This window comes from Haloferax volcanii DS2, from assembly GCF_000025685.1.
Taxonomy (GTDB): Archaea; Halobacteriota; Halobacteria; order Halobacteriales; family Haloferacaceae; genus Haloferax; species Haloferax volcanii.
The window spans coordinates 2,722,922-2,745,575 of the sequence record NC_013967.1 but is presented as its reverse complement, the minus strand read 5'-3'; the positions used below and the strand labels follow the sequence as shown (position 1 = coordinate 2,745,575).

Here is a 22,654-nt window from a genome sequence, read left to right as displayed (position 1 = left end):
TAAGTTTTCTCTTAGTAGAACGGTCAACGTCTGCCGAACGTCAGACGGCGAGACGGGTCTGTGAGGGGTTCACGAACCAGTTATCGCGTCGCCCGCTCGACCGTTTCGAGGGCGGCTTCGAGGGCGTCGGAGGCGTCCGTGACGAGCGTCGAAAGCCGGGCGAGCGCGGCGGGCGTCCCGACCAGCAGCGCCCCGGTGTCGCCGGCGGCCAAGACGGCTCCCGCGTCGCCGGCGGCGGCTTCGAGGGCCTCGCGGTCGTCGGCTCCGAGTCCTTCCAGTTCGAAGACGCGCATGACGCTCTCGGCGGCGAGGTCGCGGTTCGCGCCGACCCGGTCGAGGTGTCTGGCGGCCTCGCCGGTCGTCGTCACGTCGAGTTCCTCGACCGACACGTCGCCGGGGTCGCGGACGCGACGGCGCTCGAACTCGTGACCGATGAGGGCCGCGTCGCGGGTCTCTTTCACGTCGTGAGTCCGGACGACATGGGCACCGCGCTCGACCGCCATCGACGTGGCGGCGAGGCTGACGGGCAGGGCTTCCTCGGTCGAGCGGCCGGCCACGTCGCGGAGGAAGTTCTTGCGGTTGATGGAGACCAGGATGGGGTAGCCGTAGCCGCGGAACTCCCGCAGGCGGTCGAACGTCTCGCGGTCGTGTTCGAGCGTCTTCGCCTCCGACCAGCCGCCGAAAGCGGGGTCGAGGATGGTCTTGTCGGTGAAGCCGTTCAGTTCGAGGGCGTCGTAGATGTCGTCGACCTCCTCGATTGCACCGGGGCGGGTGAGGTCCGGGGGGCTCGCCATCTTGGCGACGGCGGCGTCGAACTCCTCGCAGACGCGGGGCATCACCGGGTCGGCGAAGCCGCAGATATCGTTGACCATGTCGAACCCACCGTCGAGCGCCGCCTCCGCGACCTCGTGGTAGCGCGTCTCGATGGAGAAGACGGCGTCGCCGGAGACGCTGTCGAGGACCGAAAGCGCCGTATCGAGGCGGTCGAGTTCGTCTTCGGCCGACAGCACGTCGAGGCGCTTGTTCGCGGATTCGAGGCCGATATCGACGATGTCGGCCCCCTCGTCGATGAGTTCGCGGTCGACGTACTCGGCGGCCTCGCTCGGGTCGTTGAACACGCTCGGCTTGTACGGGGACTCCTTGGAGACGTTCAGCACGCCCATGATTCGGGGCGGGTGGTCGTCGCCGATTTCGAGTCCTGCCGCATCGACGGTGCGCATACCCGTCGGTTGGACCACACGACTATATGCCGACCGGTCGCGGAAGGCGGGCAGCCAGCCCTGCGGCGCTCGTTCGCCGTCGCTCGCGGACGACTGACCGGCATCACGCCACTTTTATCCGCCGCTCGGCTACCTCGGACCATGGCGAAGGTCAGCGTCGGACTCCGCGGATGGCGCTTCGAAGAGTCCGAGATATTCACCGACGAGGGCGAGTTCAAACCGCTCGACGAGATTCCCGAGGACCCACGGGAGCGTCTCATGCGCCTCGTCTCGCTCGTCGAGGAGCCGTGCGACGCCTGCTATCTAATCCACGGCGACGAGGAGATACAGCAGTGCCGACAGGCCGCCATCGTCTACGGCGAGCCCCGCGAGGAGGTGCTTCTCTGCGAGCACCACGAGCCGGACTTCCTCTACTGGTTCCGCGAGGAGGACGGCCGCGACCTCGTCGGCGACGCGGTGTTCGCCGACGCCTTCCACGAGTGGTTCGCCGCCGGCGGCCGCGCGCCCGACGGCTACGGCGGGCTGGAGTACGTCGACACCGAACCCGACGAACTCCCGTCGCCGCCGGACGCCAACGAGATACAGCGCCGACTGGAGGAGAACTTCGTCGAGGGCGAGCGTATCAACCTCCGCGACTACGGCCCCGGCGCGGACGACGAGGACGGGACGCCCCTGACCGAAGACGACCTCGACGGCGTCGACCTCGACACGGACTACCCGACGAAATGAGCGACGACCCAGACGCCGACGTCGTCGATGTTGCCGACGCCGCCGATACCGCCAACACGGCCACCGGTGACGCCGGGGACCGCGAGTTCGTCGTCGTCGTCGTCGAACCCGAGACGCCCGGCAACGTCGGGACCATCGCGCGGGCGATGAAGAACTTCGGCATCTACGACCTCCGCCTCGTCGACCCGCCGCCGCTCGACCCCGACGGCGAGGCCTACGGCTTCGCCGGCCACGCCCGCGAGGACGTGCTTCCGAACGCCACCGAGACGACCCTAGAGGAGGTCGTCGAGGAGTTCCACACCGTCGGGACGACCGCGGTCTCCCACGAGGACTCCACCCGGCACGTCCGCTACCCGTTCAAGACGCCGGTCGAAATCGCTGACTCGCTGGAGTCGGTGGAGACGAAGACCGCGCTCGTCTTCGGCCGCGAGGGAACCGGCCTCGACAACGAGGAGTTGGCGATGCTCGACGAGGTCTGTTGTATCCCCGCCGACGACCGCTATCCCGTGCTCAACCTCGGGCAGGCGGCGACGCTTCTCATGTACGAACTTCGCCGGTTTACGGTCGAGGAGACGCAGCTACCGGATGTGGAGCGCGAGCGCGCCTCAGAGGCGGAAATCGAGGTCGTCTACCGCTTTTTCGACGAGTTGCTCGACGCCGTGGACTACCGCGAACACAAGCGAACCAAGACCTCGCGGATGATGCGCCGACTGCTCGGCCGCGCCCACCCGACCGAGCGCGAGGCCGCGACGCTGACGGGCGTGTTCCGTCGGGCCGCCGAGGCCGTCCGCGACCCGGACCGCTTCCGCGACGACGAGAGCTGACGCGTCCGCGCTACTCCGCGTCGTCGTCCCGGCGGGCGAACATCACGTAGCTCACGAACGAACAGACTTTCTCGACCTCTCCGGACTCGCGCTCCGCGCGGGTCGTCGTCCGAATCTCCACGAGGCCGCGGCTGTCGGTCTCGACGGTCGTCTCCAGCACCTCGTTTTCCACGACGAGCGTGTCCCCCGGATACACCGGTTTCCACCAGCGAAGCTCGTCGACGCCTTTCGCGCCGAGGGCGGCCGAGTCACCGAGGAAGCCGTCAACGAGCAGGCGCATCGTCATCGCCGTGGTGTGCCAACCGCTGGCGATGACGCCGCCGTACATCGACTCGGACTCGGCGCGCTCCGGGTCGGTGTGGAACCACTGCGGGTCGTACTGTTCGGCGAACTCCAGCACCTCCGCTTCGGTCACGTCGTACGCGCCGAACTCGTGGGTGTCGCCGGCCGCGAAATCCTCGAAGGACTGCATGACTCCCCTTCGGCCGGCCCCGTGGAGAAAGTAGCGGTGTCGGCGGTCCGGGCGGCGCGCGCGGCCGAGCGCACCCCGTTTTCGTTCCCCCGCCCCTGAGTGCCAGACAGCTTTTGCGGTCCGACCCCGTATCCCCACGCGAGATGGCAACGTCCCCGCGCCGCTCTCGCTTCCCGATGGTCGTCGTCGGCGTCGTCGTCCTCGCGTTCTACCTCTCGCTCAGCGCGCTCAGCGCGTTCGCGGTGGTGACGCTCTGGCGGCTTCGCCCCGACCCCCTGACCGCCGCCGTCGTCGGCGTCGCAGTCGCCGTCGTCCTCGGCTATCTGAGCTTCCGCTTCGGCACGGTGCGCCTGCTCAGCCAACTCGACGCGCGGGATATGTCGCCCGCGGAGTCGCCGTCGGTCCACCGCCTCCGCGACCGCCTCGCCGAGCGGATGGACCTCGACCCGCCGACGCTGAAGCTCGCGCGTTTCGCCGCGCCGAACGCGATGGCGCTCGACCCGATGGGCCGCGACGTGGTCGTCCTCGACGCCTCGCTGTTCCGCCTCCTCGACGCCGACGAGTTCGAGGCGCTGCTCGCGCACGAACTCGCGCACCTCGAACGGAAAGACGGGCTGGTCCAGTCGCTCGTGGCGAGCGTCCTCCAGACGGTCGTCGGCGTCGGCTACCTGTTCGTCTCGCCGGTGACGTTCCTGACGACGGGCGTCGCCCTCGGCTCGGCGTGGATGCGCGGCCGGCCGGGGTCGTGGACCGAGACGCTCGCCGGGCGGGTTCGCCTCCGACTGGACGAGTTCGTCGGGCTGTTCGGCTTCGGCCTCACCGTGTTCGTCCGGTCGCAGTCGAGAAAACGGGAGTTCGCGGCCGACGCGCGGGCCGCCGAGGTGACGGACAAGCCGATGGCGCTCGCGTCGGCCCTGCGGAAGTTAGAGCGGGCCGCCCGGCCGCAACACGGCCTGTCGCCGCTGTGGGTGTACGGCGAGGTCGAGGTCGAAGACTCGGTGTCGGACCTGCTTTCGACCCACCCCTCGACCGACGAGCGCGTGGAGCGACTGGCAGCGATGGCCGACGAGTCGATGACGCGAATCGAGGTGCGCTGAGATGCCCGGCTCGCCCGACCCGGTGCTCGGCAACTGGCTTCTCACTCACATCGTCGCCGTCGCCGCCGCGCTCGGCACCGTCGCCGTCGTCTACGCGACCCGCGCCCGGAGCGCCCGAAGCTTCCTGACGCCCGCGCTCGTCAGCGGCGGCTACGCCCTCGCCACGCTCGCCGTCTGGACCGCGCCCCGACTCGTCACCGACGCGTTCCCCTCGGGGCTGGTCGAAGACCCGCTGACTGCGGCGGGCTTCCTCGGCGTTTCGTTCCTCCTGCTCGCCGGGTTCGTCGCCGTTTCGGCCCTGCTGTTCGCTCGCCGCGGGCTGGTCGCGCCGCTCGTCGGCCTGTTCGGCGTCACGGAACTCGTCTGGTGGGCGTTCCTCCACGTCCGCGGCGAGACCGATGCGCTGGGGATGTTCCTCATCTTCGGGCCGGTGCTGTTGGTGCTTCTCGTCGTCGCGGCCGGCGTCGAGTTCGCGGGGCGGTGGGGCTGGCGGCGGTTCGTCCGCGAGAGCGGGCGCTCGGCGTCGTGAGAACGGAGAACGGAGAACGGAGAAAACGGGATGCGGTCCGAAGCCTCGGCGGTCAGGCCCGCTTTTGAATCTCCTCGCGGAGCACGTCGCTGACGACGCCGCCGTCGGCCTTGCCGCGGAGCGCGCCCATCGCCTCGCCCATGAGCGCCGAGAACGCGCCCATGCCCTGCTGTTCGACTTGGTCGGCGTTGCGCTCGACGACCTCCGCGATGGCCTCGCGGACCTCCTCTTCGGAGACGCCGGAGAGGCCGGCCTCCTCGACGGCTTCCTCGGCCGTGAGGCTCGGGTCCTCGGCGATGGTGGTGAGCACGTCGTTGACGCCCTCCTTGGCGAGGTCGCCGTCCTCGACGAGCTGCATGACCGCGAGCAGGTGGTCGTCGGTGAGTTCGGAGACGGCCACGTCGTCGCGGCGGAGTTCGGTCAGCGTCGATTCGAGCAGCCCCGCCGCGAACGTCGCGTCGATGCCGGCGTCCACGGCCTCCTCGAACAGCGGCATCGTCCGGCCGTAGGCGACCTGCTCCGCGAGGCCGGCGTCGAGGCCGAACTCGGCTTGGTAGCGGTCGACCTTCTCGGTCAGGAGTTCGGGCGTCTCCACGTCGCTCGGGTCGAGGTCGACGGGGGGTACGTCCGTCTCGGGGTACATTCGGGCCGCGCCGGGGAGCGGGCGGAGGTAGCGCGTCGTGCCGTCGTCGTTGGCCCCGCGGGTCTCCTCGGGGACCTCCTCGATGGCGACTTCGGCGCGTTCTGCGACCGCGTCGATGGCGAGGTCGGCCGTCTCGGGGTCGTCGGCGACGATGGCGACCGCGTCCTCGGGGCCGGCGTCGACCGCCTCGCGGAGCGATTCGACCTCGGCCTCGGTGACGCCGTAGGCCGGGAGTTCGTCGGTGTGGAAGATGCCGCCCGCGCCGTGGCGCTTGGCGTGGTCGGAGAGTTCGGTGCCGAGGCGGCGGTCGGGCTGGAGTTCGCGGCCGACGAGGCCGTCGAAGCCGTACAGCGGGACGGCCGTGACCTTCCCGCCGGCGTCGAGCGCGCCGCGGATGACGCCGGAGTCCGAGTCCTCGAACACGTCGGTCACGTCGGCCACGCCGCCGACGGAGGCGTCGCGCGACTGGAGTTCGTCACGAATCTCGACGAGTTCCGCCTGTCGGCCGACCTCGAAGCGGACGATTTCGTCGATTTGGTCGAGCGCCTGCACGCCCTTGATTTCGACGCGCGCGCCGTCGGCGATGGAGACGTTCACGTCCTGCCGGATGGTGCCGAGGCCGCGTTTGACCTTCCCGGTCGAGCGCAGGAGCATCCCGATGGTCTGGGCCGCCTCGCGCGCCTGTTCGGGCGAGGAGATGTCCGGGCCGGTGCCGATTTCGACGAGCGGGATGCCGAGGCGGTCGAGGCTGTATAGGACGCCGTCGTCTCGCTCTTCGACGCGCTGGGCGGACTCCTCTTCGAGCATGAGGTCCACGACGGAGACGGGGCCGTCTTCGGTCTGAATCTCGCCTTCCTGCGCGATGAGCGACGAGCGCTGGAACCCCGAGGTGTTCGAGCCGTCGATGACGAGCTTGCGCATGACGTGCGCCTCGTCGACGACGTTCATGTCGAGCAGTTCGGCAATCTGCATGGCGACCGTCCGCGCCTCGTGGTCGAGTTCGTGCGGCGGCTCGTCGTCCTCTTCGACCAGACAGGTCGAGTCGTAGGCGAGATACTCGAACTCGCGTTCGACGCGGCTCTCTTCGAGCGCGGCGTCGTCGAGTTCGCCCAGTTCGCTCTTGGTCGGGTGGAGGAAGCGCGTGAACGTGCGCGTCGCCTCGTCGGGCTCGCGGAGGTCGGTCGGACACCCGCAGAACAGCTTCGTCTCGGTGTCGAGTTGCTGGTGAATCTCCAGCCCAGCCACGAGGCCGAGGTCCTCGTAGTCGTAGTCGTACTCGGTCATTGGTACTCCCTGCGTTCGGGGGGAGTAAAAAAGGATTCAGTCTGCCGTCAGAGGCGACGAAGCCCCTCGCCGATACCTTCGACCTGTTCACACTCGGGACAGACGTACGTCCACCCGTCGTTCGTCGCTCGTCCCTCCGGGAATACGGCCCCACAACCTCGACACTCCAACATGTCTCGCCCGCGGGCCCGCTGCTGTTGCAGTCCGGCCATACTGGTATAATCGTCAAAATCAAGCTTCAAAATACCGATTTTCGAGATTTCGTGACAGTTCTTCACTCGGGGGTAACTGTCACGGCAGCGCCGGAGTGCGATTGCTACCGCGAGCCGAGTAAATATAACCGTCTTCGCGGCTGAACTGACCGAAATCGACGCGAACGCGACCCGAACCGAGCGGGTCGCCCGCTCGACTCAACGTATCAAAAAATGGACTGCTTTTCGCCGGAGCTCAGTCGTCGCCGAGGATGCCGCGATGGGTCATCTTCTCGGGGTCGAGCACCTCGTCGGCTTCCGCCTCGGTGAGGTAGCCCTCGTCGACGGCGACCTGTCGGACGCTTTTGTCCTCAGCGAGCGCCTTCTTCGCCACCTTCGAGGCCTTGTCGTAGCCGATTGCGGGGTTGAGCGCCGTCGCCAGCGCCATCGACTGTTCGACCCGCGTCTCGCAGTGTTCCTCGTTAGCTTCGAGTTTGGCGACGAACCGCTCGGCGAAGACCTCCGAGGAGTTCGCCAGCAGCTTCGCTGATTCGAGGAAGTTGTGCGCGAGAACGGGCTTGTAGAGGTTGAGGTCGATTTGGCCCTCCGCGGCACCGGCGGAGACGGCGGCGTCGTTGCCGACGACCTGCTTGTGGACCTGATTGACCGCCTCCGCGACGACCGGGTTGATTTTCCCGGGCATGATGGAGGAGCCGGGCTGGTTCTCCGGCTGTTCGAGTTCCCCGAGCCCGTTGCGCGGGCCGGACGCGAGCAGGCGGAGGTCGTTTGCGATTTTGTTCAGGGAGCCGGCGACGGTGCGGAGCGCGCCGTGGGCCTCGCTCATCGCGTCGTGGGCCGCCTGCGCCTCGAAGTGGTTGTCGGCCTCGCGGAACTCGACGCCGGTCTCCTCGGTCATGTACTCGGCTGCCTTCGCCGGGAACTCGGGGTGCGTGTTGAGTCCCGTGCCGACCGCGGTGCCGCCGAGCGCGAGTTCGCCGAGGTGCTCGCGCACGTTCTCGACGCGGCGGATACCCTTTTCGACCTGCGTGCGGTAGCCGCCGAACTCCTGTCCGAGGCGGACGGGCGTGGCGTCCTGCAAGTGGGTTCGGCCGGTCTTGACGACGCCGTCGAACTCGGCTTCCTTGTCGCCGAGCGCCGCGGCGAGCGTCTCCAGCGCGGGAAGCAGGTCCTTCTCGACGGCTTCGAGGGAGGCGACGTGCATGGCCGTCGGAATCACGTCGTTGGAGGACTGGCCGAAGTTGACGTGGTCGTTCGGGTGGACGACGCGGTCACCGATGCCCTCGCCCATAATCTCCGCGGCGCGGTTGGCGATGACCTCGTTGGCGTTCATGTTCGAGGACGTGCCCGAACCGGTCTGGAACACGTCGACGGGGAACTGGTCGTCGAGTTCGCCGGCGATGACCTCGTCGGCGGCCTCGACGATGGCGGCCGCGACGCCCTCGTCTATCATGCCGAGGTCGCGGTTGGCCTGCGCGGCGGCCTTCTTCACCACGCCGAGCGCGCGGACGAACCGCCGCCCGAAGGTGATGCCGGAGATTGGGAAGTTCTCGACCGCCCGCTGGGTCTGTGCGCCCCAGTAGGCGTCGACAGGCACTTCCATCTCGCCGAGACTGTCCCGCTCGATTCGATAATCATCGTCGCCCATGATTCGGGGGTCGTTTTGGCAGGAGGTAAAATCCATTGGTCCGTGCGCCTCACTGACAGCCGCGACTGTCGGCGGTCGCGCGGCGCGTCAGTCGGCGCGTCGGCTGACATGCCAACCGCGACGGCCGCGGCGACCGCGGCGGTTCGGTCACTCCTCGCGCGCCGCGTACTCCTCGGGCGTGTACGTCTTCAGCTCCATCGCGTGGATGTCCGTCGTCATGTGGTCGCCGAGGGCGTCGTAGACGAGCTGGTGCTGTTGGACGAGCGACTTCCCCTCGAAGGCGGGCGAGACGACGACGGCGGCGTAGTGGTCGTCCTCGTGGTCCTGGTCGACCGTTCGCGGCCGCGAGACCGTCGCGTCGGCGTCCTCGATGTGCGATTCGATGAGGTCCTCGATGGCGGCGAGTTCCATGTGCGTACTGGCGGCCCGCGCCGGGAAAAAGCGTCCGGGAGGTGGCGACCGCGCTCGCGGAGGTTTTTATTCGGGGACGACGCACCTCGGGTCGTGACTGACGCGACACCCACCGCCGGGCCCGAGGAGGCCGTCCGCGTGCTCCGCGACGACCACGAGCGACTGCTGACCGTCGTCGGCCAGTGCGCCACCGCCGTCACCGCGGAGTGGGACGGCGATTCCGTGACGGACCGCGAGCGCGTCGTGCCCCCGTTCAGGCGCGCGCTCGACGGATCCGGCGCGCTGTCTCGCCTGCCGCGGGCGCTCGCCGACGCGGTGACGGCTACCGGTCGACCGATGGCCGCGCCGCCCGTCGCGGCCCCGCCCTACGTGGTCGTCACCGGCGAGGGCGTCGTCCTCCGCGCCAACCTCGGCGACGGCCGACTGGTGGTGCTCCTCCGGGCGTTCGAGGTCGACCGTGGCGGCGATGGCGACGGCGACAGTGACGGCGACGGCGGCGACAGCGAACCCCACCGCTACCGCCGCATCGACGGCGTCGAAATCGAAGCCGAAATCGTCTGAGTCGGGTCTGGTCGGAGCGGGGCGGGTCGCTCTCGGCCGCGTTTACATCTGATAGCGGCGCACGTCGTCCCGCGGCGGGGCCTGCGACTGCCCGGTCATCTCGTCGTAGGTCATCCCCGCGAGGTACTCGTCGTAGGTCACGTCGTAGCCCTGCCGGAGGTGGAAGTCCAGTTGGCCGCGGTCGAGTTCCGACTGGAACAGCGCGTGGACCGCCCGGCGGACGAGTTCGTCCGCGTCGTCGGGGTCGAACAGGGCGACGAGCATGGCGAGTTCGTGTCGCGTCTCGCGGTCGAGCGACACGTCGAGGCTGTCTCCGAGGTCTCCGTAAGCCGCGTCAACGTCGTCTGTGAGTTCGTCGAGCGTCATCGCCCGGCGATGGGGCCGTCACGGGGATACGCGTTTCGACCGCGCGGGAAGGACCGCGCTCCGGCATCGCCACGGCTAAACGCCGGCCGTCCCAAGCCGGGGCGATGAGCGACGCGTCGTCCGAACTCCCCGCCGACCTCGACCGCGAAGCAGTCCAGTCCGCGCTCACCGAGTGGTACGAGGCCGACCACCGGGACTTCCCGTGGCGGCGCACCGACGACCCCTACGAGATTCTCGTCTCCGAGGTGATGAGCCAGCAGACCCAACTCGGCCGCGTGGTCGAGGCGTGGGAGGCGTTCCTCGACGAGTGGCCGACGACGGCCGACCTCGCGGCGGCCGACCGCGCCGACGTGGTCGGCTTCTGGACGGACCACCGACTGGGCTACAACAACCGCGCGAAGTACCTCCACGAGGCCGCTCGGCAGGTCGAAGAGGACCACGGCGGCGAGTTCCCCCGGACGCCCGACGGCCTCTCCGAGCTGATGGGCGTCGGCCCCTACACCGCCAACGCGGTCGCCTCCTTCGCGTTCAACAACGGCGACGCGGTGGTCGACACCAACGTCAAGCGGGTGCTGCACCGCGCCTTCGCGGTCCCCGACGACGACGCGGCGTTCGAAGCCGCCGCCTCGGAACTCATGCCCGACGGCGAGTCCCGCGTCTGGAACAACGCCATCATGGAATTGGGGGGCGTGGCCTGCGGGAAGACGCCCACCTGCGACGAGTCCGGCTGTCCGTGGCGGCGGTTCTGCCACGCCTACGAGACCGGCGACTTCACCGCGCCCGACGTGCCGACCCAGCCGAGTTTCGAAGGGAGTCGGCGGCAGTTCCGCGGCCGGGTCGTCAGGATTCTCGGCGAGTACGACGAACTCGGCCTCTCGGAGTTGGGGCCGCGAGTCCGCGTCGATTACGGCGGCGACACGGGAGCGGAGTGGCTCCGCGGTCTCGTCGACGACCTCGAATCCGACGGCCTCGTCGACGTCGCGGAGGGCGACGACGGCGTCCGCGTCTCGCTGGCGAAGTAGCCTGCGCTCCGTTGATGGCGCTCGCCGCGGTTGTCTCGTCGCCCGCATTTATCCCACCGGACTAGTCCGGCAGCAGTCGCACCCCTCGGTTCCGACTACGTACACTCGATGGCAACACGCGACGCGTCGTCGTTCGACCCTCGCGAAGCCGCGGAGTCCGCCGAAGCGAAGACCCTCGCGCTGGACGGCGGAGGGCGACTCGCATACGCCGAGTACGGCGATTCCGACGGCATCCCAGTCGTGTTTCTCCACGGCGCGCCGGGGTCGCGCCTCCTCGGGGCGCTGTTCGACGCGCCCGCTGAGGAACGCGGAATCAGAGTCCTCGCGCCCGACAGACCCGGCTACGGCCGTTCGTCGCCGTGCCCGATACCCGAGGAATCGGGTGACCCGAGCCAGCGACCCGCGGAACCGACACCCGCGGACTTCTTCGACGCGCTCCTCGACGACATCGGCGCGCAATCGGCGGGGGTCGTCGCGTTCTCCGGTGGGAGCCGCGACGCGTTGGCTGTCGCGTCGGCGCGGCCGGACAGGGTTCGGCACGTGAGCGTCGTCGCGGGGGCGGTTCCTCCGGGAGCGCGCGAGGAGACGCCCGGCACGCAACGACTCCTGTCGTGGCTGGCGACGAACGTGCCGGCGCTCCTCGGCTATCTCTTCCGCGGACAGGCGTGGCTCGCCGACAGACTCGACCCCTCGGTCGTCGTCGCGCAGTACACGGCCGACGACGCGGACGGAGCGGTTCCAGAGGGGGTCGCCGCGCTGGTTCGAGACGACTTCGTGGCAGGGGTCAGTCGCTCGCGGCGGGGCGCGGTCGACGACTTCCGAACCGCGGCCGCGCGGTGGGGGATTCCCTTCGACGACATCGAGGCCGACGTGTCCCTGTGGCACGGCGACGCCGACACGAACGTCCCGATAGCCGGCGCGAGACGCCTCGAATCCGAGATATCCGGCGCGCGGCTTCGAGCGGTGCGTGGCGCAGATCACCTCCGGACGCTTCTCCGGAGCGTCCCCGACGCGCTGGACGAACAGTGCCGTGCCGCGGGGTCGCTCGACCCGGATGCTTCGGACGCCTCTCCGGGGTCGACCGCCGCCGCCGAATCGCACCACCGCGTTTGATATACCGGACCGAAAAACGGTCGGTCGAAACGGAATGAAACACGCCCAGTTCTCGGTCGACTACCCGGACCGACTGGTCCACCCGCTCCAGCGCGGGATGATGCGCGACTCGCCGGTCGACCGGGCGGAGCTGTTGATGTGGAGTCCGACGGCCGACGCGACGACGCTGTTCTGGTTCGACGGCGACCGAGACGCGGCCGACGCGCTCGTTTCGGGCGTCGATTCGCTCGTTCGGGCGCACTTCGTCGAGGGCGCGGAGGGGACCTACGGCTTCCTCCACCAGCGCGACTACGAGTTCGCGGACCCGCTTCTCGGAGTCATCGCCGACTCGCGGGTGATCTTCCTCCCGCCGGTGGTGTTCCACGCCACCGGATCCGTCCGGTTCGAGGCGGTCGGGGAGGTGTCGGCGCTCAGCGCGTTTTACGACGACATCGCAGCGCTCGGCGACCTCACGGTCGAGCGCGTGCAACCCTTCGACCGGCGGCGGTCTCCCTCGCAGCTCACCGACCGACAGCGGGCCGCGCTGGAGACCGCGGTCTCGACCGGCTACTACGAAATCCCTCGCGAGGGGTCGGTCGCGGACGTGGCCGACGCGCTCGACTGCTCGACGAGTACGGCCGGCGAGCTACTCCGAAAGGCCGAGGCGACGGTGCTCCGGGAGTTCGTCGGTTCGGGGTGACGCGCGCCGACGCTTACGGCACTTTCAGATAGGCGTCGCCGGCCGCCTGTCGCGTCACGAGTTCACCGACGCCCGAGGGAACCACCTCGACGCCGTCGGCCAGGCGGTCGGCGTCGAACCCGCGGCCGTCGAGGGAGTTCCGACAGGCGCAACAGCGGACGCCGGCCTCGAACAGCGAGTCGAGGCGGTCGCGGACGGGCGAGTCATCGAGAAACAGGAGCGCCGCGTCGCCGTTGGCAAGAAGGGTGACAGTGTCCGTCTCGACCGTCTCGTCGTCGAGCAGGTTTCGGACGTTGCGGATGGCGTGTCGCCAGTCACCGAGGTCGGCGCTGGAGACGTGGAAGACGACGTTCACGGTTGGTTTTCGCCCCCCGGCTCCCTGTGTGTTGCGCCCGTCCGACACGCCCGGAGGCGGCCGACGGGGTTTTCACGCAGTCACGGAGACACAGGATATGACGCAGCCACACGTGGTCGCCATCTGCGGCAGTCTCCGCGACCGCAGCTACACCCGATTGGCGCTCGAACACGCCCTCGCCGGCGCGTCGGCCGCCGGCGGTACGACGGAACTCGTGGACCTCCGCGAGTACGACCTCCCGCCGCTCGACGCCGACTTCGACGAGCAGGGCGGCTCGGCCGAACTCGTCCGCGTCGTCGACGGCGCGGACGCGGTCATCCTCGGGACGCCGGTCTACCACGGCTCGTACTCCGGAATCCTCAAGAACGCCCTCGACTACTGCGGCTTCGACGAGTTCGGAGAGAAGACCGTCGGCCTACTCGCCGTCGCCGGCGGGTCGTTTCCCGTGACCGCCCTCGAACACCTCCGGTCGGTCTGCCGGTCGCTGAACTCGTGGGTGCTCCCCCATCAGGTCGCCATCCCTCGCGTCTCCTCGTCGTTCGACGGCGACGACCTCGCGAGCGAGGACCTGCGCGAGCGGGTCGAGCGACTCGGCCGCGACGCGGTCGTCTACGCCAACATCGAGCCCGAGCCGCCGACGTTCGAAAGCGGCGAGAACGTCGGCGCGGACGACTGAGCAGTCGCCACGCGCTGTTTCGAACGCGGCGTGGGTTCGGTCGGCCGACCCGTCTCGACTCCCGACCGTCGCGGCAGATGAACAATCGTTTTGACCCTCCTCGTCCCCCAGTCAGGATATGCACGCCATCACGCAGAGCGGATGGATAGAGGTCATCTCCGGCTCTATGTTCTCGGGGAAGACGGAGGAGCTCCTCCGACGCCTCCGCCGGGCCGAAATCGCGGGTCAGGAGATCTCGGTGTTCAAACCCCAGCTCGACGACCGCTACGGCGAGACGACGGTCGGCTCTCACGCCGGTCGTTCGTGGGAGGCGAGCGTCGTCCCCTCCGAGGGCGAGGGCGTCTGGCAAATCGCCGAGGAACTCAACGGCGAGGACGTGGTGGCCATCGACGAGGCGAATTTCTTCTCGGCCGAGCTGGTCGACGTGTGCGAGGCGCTGGCCGCCGACGGCAAGCGCGTCGTCGTCTCCGGGACCGACCAGACGTTCCGCGCCGAACCGTTCGACCCGCTTCCCCAACTGATGGCGCTCGCCGAGTACGTCGACAAGCTGCAGGCCATCTGCACCCTCTGCGGCGAGCCGGCCACACGGAACCAGCGACTCATCGACGGCGAGCCCGCGCACGTAGACGACCCCACTATCCTCGTCGGCGCGGAGGAGTCCTACGAGGCGCGGTGCCGGAACTGTCATACCCTCCGGCGGGACTAGAGGCTAGCGTGACTACTTGGGTCGAAACCCCACGCGAGGGCCGCGACCGCGGGCTGACCGGCATCCTCCGCGCGTGGGTCGCTGTGGTCGTTCGCCCCCGCCAGTTCTTCCGCGACGGCGTCGCCCCCGGCGACCAAGCGCCCGGCCTCGTGTTCGCCATCGCGGTAGCGCTCGTCTATCAGGGCCTCGGGTTCGCCTTCGAGCCGGCGACGATTCCGGCCATCGAGGGCGGCCCGCTCGTCTCGGCGCTCGTCGCCCTGCTCGTCGTCGCGCTGTTCGTCGCGCCGGCGCTCCTCCACCTGACGGCGGCCATCCAGACGGCCCTTCTCATCCCGCTTTTGTCCCGCCGCGCGGGGGTGAGCGAGACGGTGCAGGTCATCGCCTACGCCGCCGCGCCGTGCGCCTTCGCCAGCCTCCCGATTCCCGGCGTCCGCGCGCTGTGCGCCGTCTACGGCGCGGTGCTCCTCGTCGTCGGCATCAGCGAGGTCCATCAGACGACGGTTCCGAAGGCGGCGCTCGCCGCGGCCGTCCCCGCCGGCGTGGTCTTCGGCTACGCCTTCGGCGGCTTCCGCGCCCTCTCGGAACTCGCCGCGGCGCTCGCGCTCGTCTGAGCCGAACCTCGCCTCGAATTCCCGCGTTTCGACCGACGGAGCGGCGGTTTCCCGCCCGCACACGCGCAAATCTCCCCTGAGCGTTTTTCGACAATCGTTTTAGTTAGGGGTTGTTTGCTCAACGCAATGGATTGGATTACGCACGAGGAGGACGTCTGGTTCGAATTCCGGGGCAATAGCCCCCACCAGCTCGTCCCCGGCCGATTTTACAGAGGCACCGTCGACGGGTACGCCGACTTCGGTGTCTTCGTCGACCTCGCTTCGAACGTGACTGGCTTACTGCACCGCAGCGAACTCGACCGCCGCCTCGAATCCCTCGACTGGGAGCCGGGCGACGAGGTGTTCGTTCAGGTGAAGAACGTCCGCGACAACGGCAACATCGACCTCGGCTGGTCGATTCGCCAGTCCGACTCGGAGTTCCGCGGCGCTCGCATCCACGACCCCGACGGCGACGCCGACGGCCAGCCCGTCGAGCAGGATGCCGAGAGCGGCGGTCCGACGACCGTCAAGACGCGCCCGAAGACGGGCAAGACGACGAAGCCCGCCGGCGTGAGCACGTCGTCCGAGCAGACCGAGTCCGACGCCGACGCGGAGCCCGAACCCGAACCCAAACCCGAGTCCGACGCCGGAGACGAGGACCGCGCGCCGACCGCCGGCGACGTCGTCGACGACATCGCCGCAAACGGCGAGTCCGAGCAGGAAGCCGACGCGGAGCCGGAGAGTGAGCCCGAGAGCGACTCGGAGTCCAAAGAGGACGCCGAGTCTGACGACGAGCAGGAAGTCGAGACCGACGCTGACGCCGAGTCCGCCGACGAGGCGGAGCGCGTGACGCTCGCCAGCATCGACGACCGCGTCGGCGACGTGATTCGCGTCGAGGGCGAAATCGCCAGCGTCCGCCAGACCGGCGGCCCGACGGTGTTCGAACTCCGCGACGAGACGGCCATCGCAGACTGCGCGGCGTTCGTCGAGGCCGGCGTCCGCGCGTACCCCGAAGTCGAAGTGGGCGACTACGTCCGCATCGACGGCGAGGTCGAGCGCCGCCGCGGCGAACTCCAAATCGAGACCGAGGAGCTGACGATTCTCGACGGCGACGAGGCCGACACCGTGGCCCAGCGCCTCGCGGACGCCCTCTCGGACGAGGCCCGCCCGGACGCCGTCGCGCCCCTCGCGGCCCACGAGCCGGTCGCCGCCGTCGGCAAGTCGCTGCTCGACGCCGCGGAGGCCATCCGCCGCGCCGTGCTCGAATCGCGCCCCATCGTCGTCCGCCACACGGCCACCGCCGACGGCTACGTCGCCGGCGCGGCCGTCGAGCGCGCCGTGCTCCCGCTCATCCGTGAGGAGCACCCCCGCGACGACGCCGAGTACCACTACTTCACCCGTCGCCCGCTCGAAGAGGCTGTCTACGGCATGGACGCCGCCACGAACGACGTGACGCGGATGCTCGAAGACCGCGACCGCCACGACGAGAAGCTCCCGCTCGTGCTTCTCCTCGGTGCCGGTTCGACCGCCGAGTCCCTCGACGGTCTCGGCCTGCTCGGCGTCTACGGCTCCGAGCGCGTCGTCGTCGACGCCGCGCCCGCCGACGACGAGGTCGCCGCGGAAGTCGACGTGCTCGTCAACCCCGCCCGCGAGGGGGCCGACGCCCGCGACCTCTCGGTTGGCGCGCTCGCCTCCACGCTTTCCGTCGCCGTCAACGACGACGTGCGCGACGACGTGTCACACCTCCCCGCGGTCAGCTACTGGGAGAACTGCCCACAGCAGTACCTCGACCTCGCGGAATCGCACGGCTTCGACGTCGACCGCGTCCGCGAACTCCGCGAGGCCGTCGCGTTGGAAGCCTACTACCAGTCGTATCAGGACAAGCGCGAACTCATCGCAGACCTGCTGTTCGACGCCGACGAGGGCCTCGCCGGCCACGTCTCCGAGCAGTTCCGCATCAAGCTCGAAGACGAAATCGAGACGGCGCAGGCGAACCTCGAACGCCGCGAGGTCGGTGCCATCTCCGCGGCCGTCCTCGACTCCGACGCTTACAGTCACCGCTTCGACTTCCCGCCGACGGGCCTGCTCGTGGACGAACTCCACCGCCGCACCCGTGAGGGCGACGCCTTCGTGACCGTCGCGCTCGGCATGGACGAACTCTACCTCCGCGCCACGGGCGACCTCGACCTCCGCGCGGTCGTCGAGTCGGCCGCCGAGAAAGCGCCCGCCGCCGGCCTCGCCGCCGCGGGCATCCGCGAAGGTCGCATCGAGTTCCTGACCGGCGCGCGCGACGAGGCGCTCGAAGCCGTCCTCGACGCCGCCGCCGAGCAGTTCTAAGCCGAATCCAGACTCCTCCTCGCGCGGTTCGACGGAGGGCCCTATTCTAGCCTCCCGAGCGACACGCTTATCCACGAAACGACCCGATTCGCGCCCATGAACCGCCACCACGTCGCTGAACGGGAGGTGTGGCCGTGAGCGCCGAGACCGAGACGGAGTCCGAGGCGTTCGAGCGGACCTGCGAGGCGCTCGTCGAGCGCATCCTCGCGGGCGACGTCGACCGCGACGACCTCGAATCCGCAAAGCTCGACGCCTGTTCGGAACACTCCTCGCCGAAGGTTCCGAAGAACGCCGAGATTCTGCAGTACGCCCCGGAAGACCGCCGCGAGGAGGTCAAGGAGGTCGTCCAGCGCAAGCCCGTCCGCACCGCCTCCGGCGTCTCGCCGGTCGCCATCATGACCTCGCCGCACATGTGCCCCCACGGGAAGTGCCTCTACTGTCCCGGCGGACCCGCCAGCGAGTTCTCCTCGTCGCAGTCGTACACGGGCCACGAGCCCGCGGCCGCCCGCGGCGTCCAGAACGACTACGACCCCTACGGGCAGGTCACGCTCCGCCTCGAACAGCTTCGACACATCGGCCACCCCGTGGACAAGGTCGAACTCATCCTCATGGGCGGGACGATGACCGCCCGGAGCCACGACTACCAGGAGTGGTTCGTCAAGCGGGCGCTCGAAGCCATGAACGACTACGACCTCGACAAGGAGCCGGAACCGGCCGAAGACCGGTCGTTCAAGCCCGACCCCGAGGATGTCGAGTTCGAGTACATCGAGGACGTCATCGCGGAAAACGAGACGAACGACATCCGCAACATCGGAACGACGTTCGAGACGAAGCCCGACTGGTGCGACCCCGAGCAAATCGACCGGATGCTCGATTTGGGCGCGACGAAGGTCGAAGTCGGCGTCCAGACGACCTACGAGCGCATCAACCGCGAGATGCACCGCGGCCACGGCGTGCAGGCCTCCATCGACGCCAACCGCCGCCTCCGCGACTCGGCGTTCAAGGTCGGCTTCCACATGATGCCCGGTCAGCCCGGCATGACCAAGGAGATGTGTCTGGAGGACTTCCGTCAGCTGTTCGAAAACAGCGACTGGCGGCCCGACTACCTCAAAATCTACCCGACGCTCATCGTCCGCGACACCGTCACCTACGACATGTGGCGGCGCGACGAGTACGAGCCGCTGAACAACGAGGAGGCCGCCGACATCGTCGCGGAGGTCATGGGCATGATTCCGAAGTACACACGCCTCCAGCGCGTCCAGCGGGACATCCCCGCGGACTTCATCGACGCCGGCGTCTGGAAGTCCAACCTCCGCCAACTGGCCGCCCAGCGCGCCGAGGAGCGCGGCATCGTCCAGCGGGACATCCGCGCCCGCGAGGTCGGCATGAACGAGGCCGACCCGGACCCAGAACGCATCGAACTCGACGTGATGACCTACGAGGTCGCCGGCGGGACCGAGCACTTCATCTCGTTCGAAGACCCCGTCGAGGACCTGCTGGTCGGCTTCTGCCGGCTCCGATTCCCCGGCAATCCGGTCCGCCGCGAGCTTCAGGACGCGGCGCTCGTCCGCGAACTCCACGTCTACGGCTCCGAGGCGGGCATCGGTGCCGACGGCGACTGGCAACACAAGGGCTACGGGAAGAAGCTCCTCGCCCACGCCGAGGAACTGTCCCGCGACGCCGGCTACGACAAGATTTCGGTCATCTCGGGTATCGGCGTCCGGCAGTACTACAAGCAGAAGCTCGGCTACCATCAGGACGGGCCGTACGTGTCGAAGCGGTTGTAGCCGACGAGCGCTCTCCTGCCGATTCTCATTCCTGAGTGTCGCTCCGTCACGCTTTTACTGTCTGACCCATCGCACACGGTAGGATGGCACCACAGGGGGGTGCGGCGGGTTCGGGGCAGGCGACAACGTGGCTTCAGGACCTCCGCTCGACGCTCGCACAGTTCGTTTCGACAGAAGAGCGACTCGGTATCTCGGCGGCGCTCGTGGCGCTCGCGCTCGGTATCGCGGTCTTTCTCGCGCCGCGGCTCGTCTCGCGGGCGACCGCCGAACTCCGGACGCGGGTGTTGGCCCATCCGCGGGTCCCGGACGCCGTCACCGACGCGGCGTGGCTGTTTCCCGCGACGGTCGTCGTCCGGACGCTCCAACTCGCGGTGTTCGTCGGCGCTGCGCTCTCGCTGTTGCTTCTCTGGGGCTACACCGGCCTCGCCGCGGACCTCACCGAACTGCTCGCCGTCGCGGTGCCGAACGCCGCCAAACTCGGGGCCACGGTCGCGCTGTTCGCCGGGGCGCTCGTCGGGACGAACGTCCTCGAAGAGAAACTGGACTCGTACGCGACGGCCTCCGACAACATCAACGCCCACCAGCAGGGCATCGTCTTCCGCGTCCTCCAACTGGTCGTCCTCCTCGCGGTCGGGATGGCGGCGCTCACGGTCTGGCAGGTCAGAATCGGCGGCCTGCTCGTCGGAGCGGGCTTCCTCGGTATCGTGGTCGGGATGGCCGCGCGACAGACCCTCGGGTCGCTCATCGCGGGCTTCGTGCTGATGTTCTCCCGACCGTTCGAACTGGGTGACTGGGTCGAAATCGACGACGCCGAGGGCATCGTCACCGACATCACCATCATCAACACCCGCCTGAGCAACGCCGACGGCGAGACGGTCGTCTTCCCAAACGACCGCGTGACCAACGCGAAGATAACGAACCGGACGAAGCGCAACCGCCTCCGGCTCCGCCTCGACGTGGGCATCGACTATGAGGCCGACATCGAACGCGCCGAGTCGGTGGCCGAGGAGGCGCTTTCCGACCTCAAGTTCGTCGAGGGGGTGCCGAAGCCGCAGGTGATGCCGACGACGTTCGGTGACTCCGCCATCGGCCTCCAACTTCGTTTTTGGATTACGAACCCCTCGGCCCCGCGCCGTGCGCAGGCGAAAGCCGAGGTGTTTCGGAGCGTGAAGCTCGCCTTCGACCGCGAGGGAATCAAGATACCCTACCCGCAGCGCGAACTGCTCGCCCGCGAGGAGGCCGACGGCTTCCAGTTACGGGAGGACCGCCGCAGTCAGCCGGTCGAGACGTCGGTTTCGGAGGATTAGGCGTCGTTACAGCGACTTCCGCATCTCGACGTGCGGAATCCCGGCCTCGTCGAACTCGTCGCTCTTCGTCTCGTAGCCGAGACCGCGATAGAACCCCTCGGCGGTCGTCTGGCCGTGGAGGAGAAGCGAGTCGAAGCCGCGCTCGCGCGCCTCGGCTTCGAGCGCCTCCATGAGTCGCCGCCCCCAGCCCTCGCCGCGGGCCGATTCGAGGACGGCGACGCGCTCGACTTTGCCGACGCCGGGTTCGTACTCGCGCAGTCGGGCCGCGCCGACCGCGTCGCCGTCGCGGGAGGCGACGAAGTGGACCGCCTCGGCGTCGGGGTCGTCGTGTTCGTCCCACTCCAGTTCCTCGTCGACGCCCTGTTCGTCCACGAAGACGGCCTTGCGGACGCCGAAGGCGTCGTCGCGTTCTGCGTCGCCGGTGGCGACGCGAACGTCACTGTTGGTCATCGTCGGACGTTTCGTGGGGTGCTACCTGACGATTTCGGAGCGGCCGCGCGAACTGACGCCCGACCGGGGTGCGTCACACTGGGACGGTCAGTCTGCCGACGACACGATATCCCGGAGCCCGTCTGCCGACCGTGCCCACACCCCGTCGTCGAAGTCGACTGCGTCGTTCCACTTCGCGACGACGCTCGAAACGGCCAAATCGCCGGTGACGTTGTTCATCGTCGCGATTCGGCCGAGAATCGGGTCGACACCGGCGACGAACCCGACGACCTCCAGCGGCAGCCCCACCTGCGTGAGGACGACAGTCAACATCACGAGCCCCGCACCGGGGACGCCCGCGGTCCCGATGCTAATCAACACCGCCACCAGAAGGACGAGCACCTGCTCGGAGAGCACGAGCGGTTGTCCGACGACGTTTGCGGCGAACACGACGGTTATCGCCTGTCGTATCGCAGCCCCGTCCATATTTGCGGTTGCTCCGACCGGGAGCGCAAACGAGTAGACACGCTCGTCGATTCGAAGGTCCTCCTCTGCGTTCTGCATCGTGACGGGGAGCGTCCCGCTCGACGAACGGGTGGCGAACGCCGTCACCATCGCGTCTTTCGCGCCGGCGAGGAACGCGACCGGCGAGACGTTCATCACCAGTCCCATCAGCAAGAACAGATACGTGATGACGATGTGCGCGACGACGGCGACAGCGACGGCCAGCACCAACTCACCGAGCGAGGAGAACACGCCGATGCCCTCGGTGCCGATACCGGACGCCATCAGCGCGAAGATACCGACGACACCGTATTCGAGGACACCGCGGACGATGACGAACAGCGCTTCCGTGCCGACTTCGAAGGCAGCGAAAATCGAATCGACAGTCTCGGCGAGGTCATCCTGCCGTGCTCGGACGTACGTGAGCGCGATGCCGAAGGTGATGACGAAGAAGACTGTCGCCAACAGGTTCCCCTCGGCCAGCGCAGTCACGGGGTTACTGGGGACGATTCCCAGGAGAACGTCTGTCAGCGACGGTGGCGCTTGCGATCTGGCTTCCGCATCGAGAAACTCGACTCCTCGCCCCGGTTGCAGGATGTTCGCGACGGCGAGGCCGATGAGACCGGCGATGGTCGTCGTCACCGCGTAGAGTCCGACCGTCGAGCCGCCGATTTTCCCCAGCTGAGCGGGCGAAAGTTGGCGAATCCCCGAGAGAAGTGTGAAGACGATGATGGGGATGATGAGCATGTTGAGCAACCGGATGAACAGCTCGCCCAACGGGCTGACCACGGCCATCCGTTCCCCGAAGAGGATACCCGCCGCCGACCCGGCGACGAACGCAACGAAGATACGATAGATGAGTGGGACCGAGCGATACTCGTCCCACACGGTTCGTACTGTCCCGAACATACCCCAGCAACGGCTTCCCTTTTCAAAAACGCAGTTCTCCCCATCGCTCCTGCGCCTATCTACAACGGTCACCGACCGTCGCGTTACTGCCCGTACACTGACGTTTCAGGGGCGAGACCGCCGATAGACGGGGGATTCCGCGTCGGCCCGGTTCGCATCGAAACCCCCACCGTCGGTATCGGATACGACTACGCTTCGTAGCTATGCACAAAATTTGCTGCTTCGCCCGGCGATTCGCTGGGGGGAG

24 protein-coding genes are annotated in these 22,654 nt (G+C 68.4%); 14 read left to right on the top strand and 10 right to left on the bottom strand.

What is annotated here, in order from left to right; genetic code table 11:
- Window positions 1-80 precede the first annotated feature (80 nt).
- The gene (folP, locus tag HVO_RS18765) at window positions 81-1,220 is read right to left on the bottom strand and encodes a dihydropteroate synthase (protein WP_004044725.1); all 1,140 of its coding nucleotides are present in this window, start codon (window positions 1,218-1,220) and stop codon (window positions 81-83) included.
- Between the two features lie 141 nt (window positions 1,221-1,361).
- Between folP and HVO_RS18760 the strand changes: the two genes are divergently transcribed.
- On the top strand, window positions 1,362-1,949 hold the full coding sequence (locus HVO_RS18760) for a hypothetical protein (RefSeq protein WP_004044724.1): 588 nt from the start codon (window positions 1,362-1,364) through the stop codon (window positions 1,947-1,949).
- Window positions 1,946-2,773, top strand: coding sequence for an RNA methyltransferase (locus HVO_RS18755; protein ID WP_004044723.1), 828 nt, complete (start codon window positions 1,946-1,948; stop codon window positions 2,771-2,773). The genes HVO_RS18760 and HVO_RS18755 overlap by 4 nt, the downstream gene beginning before the upstream one ends.
- Before the next feature lie 10 nt (window positions 2,774-2,783).
- Here the strand turns inward: HVO_RS18755 and HVO_RS18750 are convergent, their stop codons facing one another.
- Window positions 2,784-3,245, bottom strand: coding sequence for a MaoC family dehydratase (locus tag HVO_RS18750; protein ID WP_004044722.1), 462 nt, complete (start codon window positions 3,243-3,245; stop codon window positions 2,784-2,786).
- A gap of 176 nt (window positions 3,246-3,421) precedes the next feature.
- Here HVO_RS18750 and HVO_RS18745 point away from each other — a divergent pair, with 176 nt between their 5' ends.
- Window positions 3,422-4,342 carry a M48 family metallopeptidase gene (locus HVO_RS18745; protein ID WP_004044721.1) on the top strand — a complete coding sequence of 307 codons (921 nt, stop codon included), beginning with the start codon at window positions 3,422-3,424 and terminating at the stop codon, window positions 4,340-4,342.
- A 1-nt stretch (window position 4,343) separates the two neighbouring features.
- On the top strand, window positions 4,344-4,871 hold the full coding sequence (locus HVO_RS18740; protein ID WP_004044720.1) for a hypothetical protein: 528 nt from the start codon (window positions 4,344-4,346) through the stop codon (window positions 4,869-4,871).
- A 52-nt stretch (window positions 4,872-4,923) separates the two neighbouring features.
- Here the strand turns inward: HVO_RS18740 and gatE are convergent, their stop codons facing one another.
- The 4 genes from gatE to HVO_RS18725 all read right to left on the bottom strand — a co-directional run bounded on the left by gatE (window position 4,924) and on the right by HVO_RS18725 (window position 9,066).
- A complete protein-coding gene (gene gatE / locus HVO_RS18735) occupies window positions 4,924-6,798 on the bottom strand; it encodes a Glu-tRNA(Gln) amidotransferase subunit GatE (protein WP_004044719.1) in 1,875 nt (624 codons plus the stop codon).
- Window positions 6,799-6,845: 47 nt separating this feature from the next.
- The gene (locus HVO_RS21495) at window positions 6,846-7,010 is read right to left on the bottom strand and encodes an HVO_2901 family zinc finger protein (RefSeq protein WP_013035362.1); all 165 of its coding nucleotides are present in this window, start codon (window positions 7,008-7,010) and stop codon (window positions 6,846-6,848) included.
- A gap of 235 nt (window positions 7,011-7,245) precedes the next feature.
- Window positions 7,246-8,655: a class II fumarate hydratase gene (locus tag HVO_RS18730; RefSeq protein ID WP_004044718.1), complete on the bottom strand. Its 1,410-nt coding sequence runs from the start codon at window positions 8,653-8,655 to the stop codon at window positions 7,246-7,248.
- A gap of 147 nt (window positions 8,656-8,802) precedes the next feature.
- Window positions 8,803-9,066 carry a BolA family protein gene (locus HVO_RS18725; protein WP_004044717.1) on the bottom strand — a complete coding sequence of 88 codons (264 nt, stop codon included), beginning with the start codon at window positions 9,064-9,066 and terminating at the stop codon, window positions 8,803-8,805.
- Between the two features lie 93 nt (window positions 9,067-9,159).
- On the opposite strand from HVO_RS18725, the gene HVO_RS18720 reads away from it, so the two are divergent.
- Window positions 9,160-9,627, top strand: a complete 468-nt coding sequence (locus HVO_RS18720; RefSeq protein WP_004044716.1) for a hypothetical protein — start codon at window positions 9,160-9,162, stop codon at window positions 9,625-9,627.
- Between the two features lie 42 nt (window positions 9,628-9,669).
- Here HVO_RS18720 and HVO_RS18715 read toward each other — a convergent pair whose 3' ends face one another.
- A complete protein-coding gene (locus tag HVO_RS18715) occupies window positions 9,670-9,993 on the bottom strand; it encodes a hypothetical protein (protein WP_004044715.1) in 324 nt (107 codons plus the stop codon).
- A 104-nt stretch (window positions 9,994-10,097) separates the two neighbouring features.
- On the opposite strand from HVO_RS18715, the gene HVO_RS18710 reads away from it, so the two are divergent.
- The 3 genes from HVO_RS18710 to HVO_RS18700 all read left to right on the top strand — a co-directional run bounded on the left by HVO_RS18710 (window position 10,098) and on the right by HVO_RS18700 (window position 12,807).
- A complete protein-coding gene (locus HVO_RS18710) occupies window positions 10,098-11,015 on the top strand; it encodes an HhH-GPD family protein (RefSeq protein WP_004044714.1) in 918 nt (305 codons plus the stop codon).
- A 108-nt stretch (window positions 11,016-11,123) separates the two neighbouring features.
- Window positions 11,124-12,128: an alpha/beta fold hydrolase gene (locus HVO_RS18705; protein ID WP_004044713.1), complete on the top strand. Its 1,005-nt coding sequence runs from the start codon at window positions 11,124-11,126 to the stop codon at window positions 12,126-12,128.
- Between the two features lie 34 nt (window positions 12,129-12,162).
- Window positions 12,163-12,807 carry a helix-turn-helix domain-containing protein gene (locus HVO_RS18700; RefSeq protein ID WP_004044712.1) on the top strand — a complete coding sequence of 215 codons (645 nt, stop codon included), beginning with the start codon at window positions 12,163-12,165 and terminating at the stop codon, window positions 12,805-12,807.
- 13 nt (window positions 12,808-12,820) lie between these two features.
- On the opposite strand, the gene HVO_RS18695 is transcribed toward HVO_RS18700, so the two are convergent.
- A complete protein-coding gene (locus HVO_RS18695) occupies window positions 12,821-13,162 on the bottom strand; it encodes a DsrE family protein (RefSeq protein WP_004044711.1) in 342 nt (113 codons plus the stop codon).
- Between the two features lie 97 nt (window positions 13,163-13,259).
- On the opposite strand from HVO_RS18695, the gene HVO_RS18690 reads away from it, so the two are divergent.
- From HVO_RS18690 to HVO_RS18665, 6 genes are all read left to right on the top strand, one after another.
- Window positions 13,260-13,838 carry an NADPH-dependent FMN reductase gene (locus HVO_RS18690; protein ID WP_004044710.1) on the top strand — a complete coding sequence of 193 codons (579 nt, stop codon included), beginning with the start codon at window positions 13,260-13,262 and terminating at the stop codon, window positions 13,836-13,838.
- 118 nt (window positions 13,839-13,956) lie between these two features.
- Entirely contained in the window at window positions 13,957-14,544 is a 588-nt protein-coding gene (locus HVO_RS18685) for a thymidine kinase (protein ID WP_004044709.1), read from the top strand.
- Between the two features lie 83 nt (window positions 14,545-14,627).
- Window positions 14,628-15,155, top strand: a complete 528-nt coding sequence (locus HVO_RS18680) for a YIP1 family protein (protein WP_004044708.1) — start codon at window positions 14,628-14,630, stop codon at window positions 15,153-15,155.
- A gap of 126 nt (window positions 15,156-15,281) precedes the next feature.
- On the top strand, window positions 15,282-17,471 hold the full coding sequence (locus HVO_RS18675; RefSeq protein ID WP_013035331.1) for a DHH family phosphoesterase: 2,190 nt from the start codon (window positions 15,282-15,284) through the stop codon (window positions 17,469-17,471).
- A gap of 128 nt (window positions 17,472-17,599) precedes the next feature.
- Window positions 17,600-19,258, top strand: a complete 1,659-nt coding sequence (locus HVO_RS18670; protein ID WP_004044705.1) for a tRNA uridine(34) 5-carboxymethylaminomethyl modification radical SAM/GNAT enzyme Elp3 — start codon at window positions 17,600-17,602, stop codon at window positions 19,256-19,258.
- Between the two features lie 83 nt (window positions 19,259-19,341).
- Window positions 19,342-20,565 (top strand): mechanosensitive ion channel family protein, encoded by a 1,224-nt coding sequence (locus tag HVO_RS18665; protein WP_004044704.1) that lies wholly within the window; start codon window positions 19,342-19,344, stop codon window positions 20,563-20,565.
- Between the two features lie 6 nt (window positions 20,566-20,571).
- On the opposite strand, the gene HVO_RS18660 is transcribed toward HVO_RS18665, so the two are convergent.
- The gene (locus HVO_RS18660) at window positions 20,572-21,015 is read right to left on the bottom strand and encodes a GNAT family N-acetyltransferase (RefSeq protein ID WP_004044703.1); all 444 of its coding nucleotides are present in this window, start codon (window positions 21,013-21,015) and stop codon (window positions 20,572-20,574) included.
- An 87-nt stretch (window positions 21,016-21,102) separates the two neighbouring features.
- Window positions 21,103-22,407 carry a dicarboxylate/amino acid:cation symporter gene (locus HVO_RS18655; RefSeq protein WP_013035604.1) on the bottom strand — a complete coding sequence of 435 codons (1,305 nt, stop codon included), beginning with the start codon at window positions 22,405-22,407 and terminating at the stop codon, window positions 21,103-21,105.
- Window positions 22,408-22,654: the final 247 nt, after the last annotated feature.

Coding starts and splice junctions, on each gene's coding strand:
- HVO_RS18665 (WP_004044704.1), top strand. CDS start 19,342: ATGGCACCACAGGGGGGTGCGGCGGGTTCGGGGCAGGCGACAACGTGG.
- HVO_RS18725 (WP_004044717.1), bottom strand. CDS start 9,066: ATGGAACTCGCCGCCATCGAGGACCTCATCGAATCGCACATCGAGGAC.
- HVO_RS18745 (WP_004044721.1), top strand. CDS start 3,422: ATGGTCGTCGTCGGCGTCGTCGTCCTCGCGTTCTACCTCTCGCTCAGC.
- gatE (WP_004044719.1), bottom strand. CDS start 6,798: ATGACCGAGTACGACTACGACTACGAGGACCTCGGCCTCGTGGCTGGG.
- HVO_RS18740 (WP_004044720.1), top strand. CDS start 4,344: ATGCCCGGCTCGCCCGACCCGGTGCTCGGCAACTGGCTTCTCACTCAC.
- HVO_RS18675 (WP_013035331.1), top strand. CDS start 15,282: ATGGATTGGATTACGCACGAGGAGGACGTCTGGTTCGAATTCCGGGGC.
- HVO_RS18690 (WP_004044710.1), top strand. CDS start 13,260: ATGACGCAGCCACACGTGGTCGCCATCTGCGGCAGTCTCCGCGACCGC.
- HVO_RS18700 (WP_004044712.1), top strand. CDS start 12,163: ATGAAACACGCCCAGTTCTCGGTCGACTACCCGGACCGACTGGTCCAC.
- HVO_RS18755 (WP_004044723.1), top strand. CDS start 1,946: ATGAGCGACGACCCAGACGCCGACGTCGTCGATGTTGCCGACGCCGCC.
- HVO_RS18685 (WP_004044709.1), top strand. CDS start 13,957: ATGCACGCCATCACGCAGAGCGGATGGATAGAGGTCATCTCCGGCTCT.
- HVO_RS18715 (WP_004044715.1), bottom strand. CDS start 9,993: ATGACGCTCGACGAACTCACAGACGACGTTGACGCGGCTTACGGAGAC.
- HVO_RS18750 (WP_004044722.1), bottom strand. CDS start 3,245: ATGCAGTCCTTCGAGGATTTCGCGGCCGGCGACACCCACGAGTTCGGC.
- HVO_RS18730 (WP_004044718.1), bottom strand. CDS start 8,655: ATGGGCGACGATGATTATCGAATCGAGCGGGACAGTCTCGGCGAGATG.
- HVO_RS18710 (WP_004044714.1), top strand. CDS start 10,098: ATGAGCGACGCGTCGTCCGAACTCCCCGCCGACCTCGACCGCGAAGCA.
- HVO_RS18655 (WP_013035604.1), bottom strand. CDS start 22,407: ATGTTCGGGACAGTACGAACCGTGTGGGACGAGTATCGCTCGGTCCCA.
- HVO_RS18760 (WP_004044724.1), top strand. CDS start 1,362: ATGGCGAAGGTCAGCGTCGGACTCCGCGGATGGCGCTTCGAAGAGTCC.
- folP (WP_004044725.1), bottom strand. CDS start 1,220: ATGCGCACCGTCGATGCGGCAGGACTCGAAATCGGCGACGACCACCCG.
- HVO_RS18660 (WP_004044703.1), bottom strand. CDS start 21,015: ATGACCAACAGTGACGTTCGCGTCGCCACCGGCGACGCAGAACGCGAC.
- HVO_RS18705 (WP_004044713.1), top strand. CDS start 11,124: ATGGCAACACGCGACGCGTCGTCGTTCGACCCTCGCGAAGCCGCGGAG.
- HVO_RS21495 (WP_013035362.1), bottom strand. CDS start 7,010: ATGGCCGGACTGCAACAGCAGCGGGCCCGCGGGCGAGACATGTTGGAG.